Annotated in this window: 4 protein-coding genes; 2 read left to right on the top strand and 2 right to left on the bottom strand. The window is 70.7% G+C overall.

The window, feature by feature from the left end; translation table 11 throughout:
• Positions 1 to 234 precede the first annotated feature (234 nt).
• A complete protein-coding gene (locus A6Q81_RS01490) occupies positions 235 to 1,086 on the bottom strand; it encodes a Bax inhibitor-1/YccA family protein (protein ID WP_067859440.1) in 852 nt (283 codons plus the stop codon).
• Between the two features lie 133 nt (positions 1,087 to 1,219).
• Positions 1,220 to 1,765 (bottom strand): DinB family protein, encoded by a 546-nt coding sequence (locus A6Q81_RS01485; protein ID WP_286689273.1) that lies wholly within the window; start codon positions 1,763 to 1,765, stop codon positions 1,220 to 1,222.
• A gap of 36 nt (positions 1,766 to 1,801) precedes the next feature.
• Between A6Q81_RS01485 and trmB the strand changes: the two genes are divergently transcribed.
• Together trmB and A6Q81_RS01475 are read left to right on the top strand one after the other, a co-directional pair.
• Positions 1,802 to 2,551 (top strand): tRNA (guanosine(46)-N7)-methyltransferase TrmB, encoded by a 750-nt coding sequence (gene trmB / locus A6Q81_RS01480; protein ID WP_286689272.1) that lies wholly within the window; start codon positions 1,802 to 1,804, stop codon positions 2,549 to 2,551.
• A 19-nt stretch (positions 2,552 to 2,570) separates the two neighbouring features.
• A complete protein-coding gene (locus A6Q81_RS01475) occupies positions 2,571 to 2,933 on the top strand; it encodes a DUF3052 family protein (RefSeq protein WP_067859449.1) in 363 nt (120 codons plus the stop codon).
• The last annotated feature ends 33 nt before the right edge of the window (positions 2,934 to 2,966 follow it).

Genomic DNA, 2,966 nt, shown 5'->3' with positions numbered 1-2,966 from the left:
GTCGAGTAGCAGGGACGAGCTTGCGAGGTCCCTGCGTATCGAGACCACCCGGCAACAGCCCAGCGCGGGCCAACCCACAGCGACAGCCCAGAGTGGTCTCGATACGTCGCCGCCAGCTCCTTCGTCGCAGCGGCGACTACTCGACCGGCGGCGTCGCTGTCGCGTCGAGACCACGGAACGCCGACGGCCGGCCACCCCGAGGGGTGACCGGCCGTCGGTCGGGTGCTGCGGGTGTCAGTCCTGTCCGCGCAGGATGGCGAGGATGCGCAGGATCTCGATGTAGAGCCAGACCAGGGTGACCGTCAGGCCGAAGGCCGCACGCCAGGACTCGCGCTCCGGGAGACCGGCCTCGACGCCGCGCTCGACGAAGTCGAAGTCCATGATCAGCATGAAGACGGCCAGCACGACGGCGATCGCCGAGACGACGAGGCCGAGGCCGGTCATGCCGCGCAGGCCGCCCGACTCGAGGACGCCCGTGATGCTGAGGACGAAGTTGACCAGCATGACGCCGACGAAGGCGAACATGGAGATCGTGACGACCTTGCGGAACTTGTCGGTGACCTGGATGTTGAAGAACTTGTAGGCACCGAGCGTGGCGAAGAAGGCGACCATGGTGGCCAGGACGGCCTGGAACACGATCGTCGGGTCGCCGACGTAGCCGGAGACGACCTTGGAGAAGGCGCCGACGAAGACACCCTCGGCGGCGGCGTACGCGAGGACGAGCGCCGGGCTGATGATCTTCTTGAACGAGTTGACCAGCGAGAGGCCGAAGCCGACGATCGCGCCGGCGAACGCGAAGCCGAACGCCTTCTGCACCGCAGCCTGGTCGGTGGAGATGTCGCCGATGAGGAACCAGGCCGCAGCGGCCGTGGCGACGACGACACCGAGCGTGAGCGCGGTCTTCTCGACCGTGGACTCGATGGTCATGAAGCCCGTGCCGCGGCCCGTGGTGTGGGTCGGGCTGGGCTGCGAGGCCGAGCCGTCGAGGTCGATCTTCCACTGCGACGGATCTGCCGAGCGGGTCGTGGCCGCACCACGGCCGTTGAACCCCTCGGATCGGTTGAACACGGGGTTGTTGCTCTGCATGGTTCCCTCCAGGGAATCAGTACTCAGCACTTCTGAGGAGGTCGATGTGACCTCACCCTACATAACGAGGGAGATGCGCGAATCTATCCCGATCCGGACTGGTTTCTTCCTGAAACCAAAGGGAGCGCGGGGGTCACGCGTCGACGTCGACGAGGTGGTGCGCGACGTCGTGCCAGAGGTACTGCAGGAGGGTCTCCACGGTGAAGGTCGAGCCGTTGCTCCGCTGCCCGGTGCGGCCCCAGGCGTCCGCCGGCACGGCGTCGACCGCTGCCGCGAGTCGCTCCCCCGCAGTCGTGAGCGCGGGCGCGACGTCGGCGGGGCGCTGGCCGGCGTAGTCGTCGTCGACGGCTGTGGCGTCCTGGTCCCAGTTCGCGAAGCGTGCGTCGTCCTCGAGGAGCATGAGACGGAGCCGGTCGTGCATGACCGAGAAGACGTCGCGCACGTGGCACGCGTACTCGAGGTCGGACCAGACGTCCGGGCGACGACGCCGAGCGACGTCGGCCCGGTCGAGCACCTGCCGCCAGCGGGGCAGCGAGTCGCGCACGAGGGTGCCGACGGCGGCGGCCTCGACCTCGCCCGCGACGAGCCCGCACTCGGAGCAGGGCTGGCGCAGCACCCACGTCCAGTCCTTCTCGTCGGGGGCGATGGCGGGGTCGCGGGAGGCGTCGGTGGTGCTCATGCCGACGATCGTGGCGGACGTCCTAGGGTTCGAGCCATGCCCGACGCTGCCGACCTGCCGCAAGATCCCGCCACCGCTCCCGACGAGCCGCCCCGCTACCGCCGCGAGCCGGTGTCGTTCACGCGGCGCGGAGGGCGTCTGACGGAGAAGCAGCAGTCGGCGTGGGACGAGCTGGCCGAGGCCTACGTGCTCGACGTGCCCCGCGCCGGCCCGAGCACGTCGGTCGACCCCGACTGGCGGGTCGACCCTGCGTCGACGTTCGGCCGCGACGCCCCGCTCGTCGTCGAAATCGGCAGCGGACGCGGCGAGAACGTCGTGGCAGCCGCGGAGCGCCACCCGGACTGGAACTTCCTGGCACTGGAGGTGTGGGTGCCGGGCGTCGCGCAGACCCTCGTGCAGGCGCGCGCGACCGGCGTGACGAACGTCCGGCTGGCCGTCGCGAACGCGACCGAGACGCTGGCGACCGCGCTGGAGCCCGAGTCGGTGCACGAGCTGTGGACCTGGTTCCCGGACCCGTGGCACAAGAAGCGGCACCAGAAGCGGCGGCTCGTGACCGTCCCCTTCACCGAGCTCGTCGCGCGGGTGCTGGAGCCGGGCGGCACGTGGCGGCTCGCGACCGACTGGGCCGACTACGGCGAGCAGATGGCCGAGGTGGTGGCGGACAGCCCGCACGTCGAGGGCGGTCCGGTCGAGCGGTTCGAGGGGCGGGTGCTGACGAAGTTCGAGCAGAAGGGCCTCGCGAAGGGGCGCGTGATCCACGACCTCGCGGCCCGGCCGACGCGCTGAGCGACCCTAGACTGGCGCGATGAGCGAGACGACCGCCGACCTGCTCGGCATCGGCGACGGCTTCCGCGTGTGGGCCGTGGGCGGGACGACGGCGGTGACGTCGCTGCTGCGTCCGCTGCCCGAGGGCGTGGAGGTCTTCGACCACGACGCCGACGACCTCGACGCGACCGTGCTGCTCGCCGACGACCTCGACGTCCTGACCGACCAGCTCGACGACGCGCTGCCGCGGCTGTCCACCGTTCCGCTCGTGTGGGCCTGCTTCCCGATGGCCACGGTGTCGCCGGAGGCCGTCGCGGAGGCCGTGCACGACCACGGCTGGGGAGCCACCGCACCCCTCCTGCTCGACGAGACCCATGCCGCGATGCGGCTCGCGCAGGACTGACGGCGCCCCGACGGCGGCAGAGAGGTCGCGGGG

Source organism: Aeromicrobium sp. REDSEA-S38_B2 (assembly GCF_001628525.1).
In the GTDB taxonomy this organism is placed as follows: Bacteria; Actinomycetota; Actinomycetes; order Propionibacteriales; family Nocardioidaceae; genus Aeromicrobium; species Aeromicrobium erythreum.
This window is presented reverse-complemented; position numbering and strand designations above follow the sequence as displayed.

What these genes read in the sequence shown, in the direction of transcription:
- trmB (WP_286689272.1), top strand. Translation starts at nt 1,802, where the DNA reads ATGCCCGACGCTGCCGACCTGCCGCAAGATCCCGCCACCGCTCCCGAC.
- A6Q81_RS01490 (WP_067859440.1), bottom strand. Translation starts at nt 1,086, where the DNA reads ATGCAGAGCAACAACCCCGTGTTCAACCGATCCGAGGGGTTCAACGGC.
- A6Q81_RS01485 (WP_286689273.1), bottom strand. Translation starts at nt 1,765, where the DNA reads ATGAGCACCACCGACGCCTCCCGCGACCCCGCCATCGCCCCCGACGAG.
- A6Q81_RS01475 (WP_067859449.1), top strand. Translation starts at nt 2,571, where the DNA reads ATGAGCGAGACGACCGCCGACCTGCTCGGCATCGGCGACGGCTTCCGC.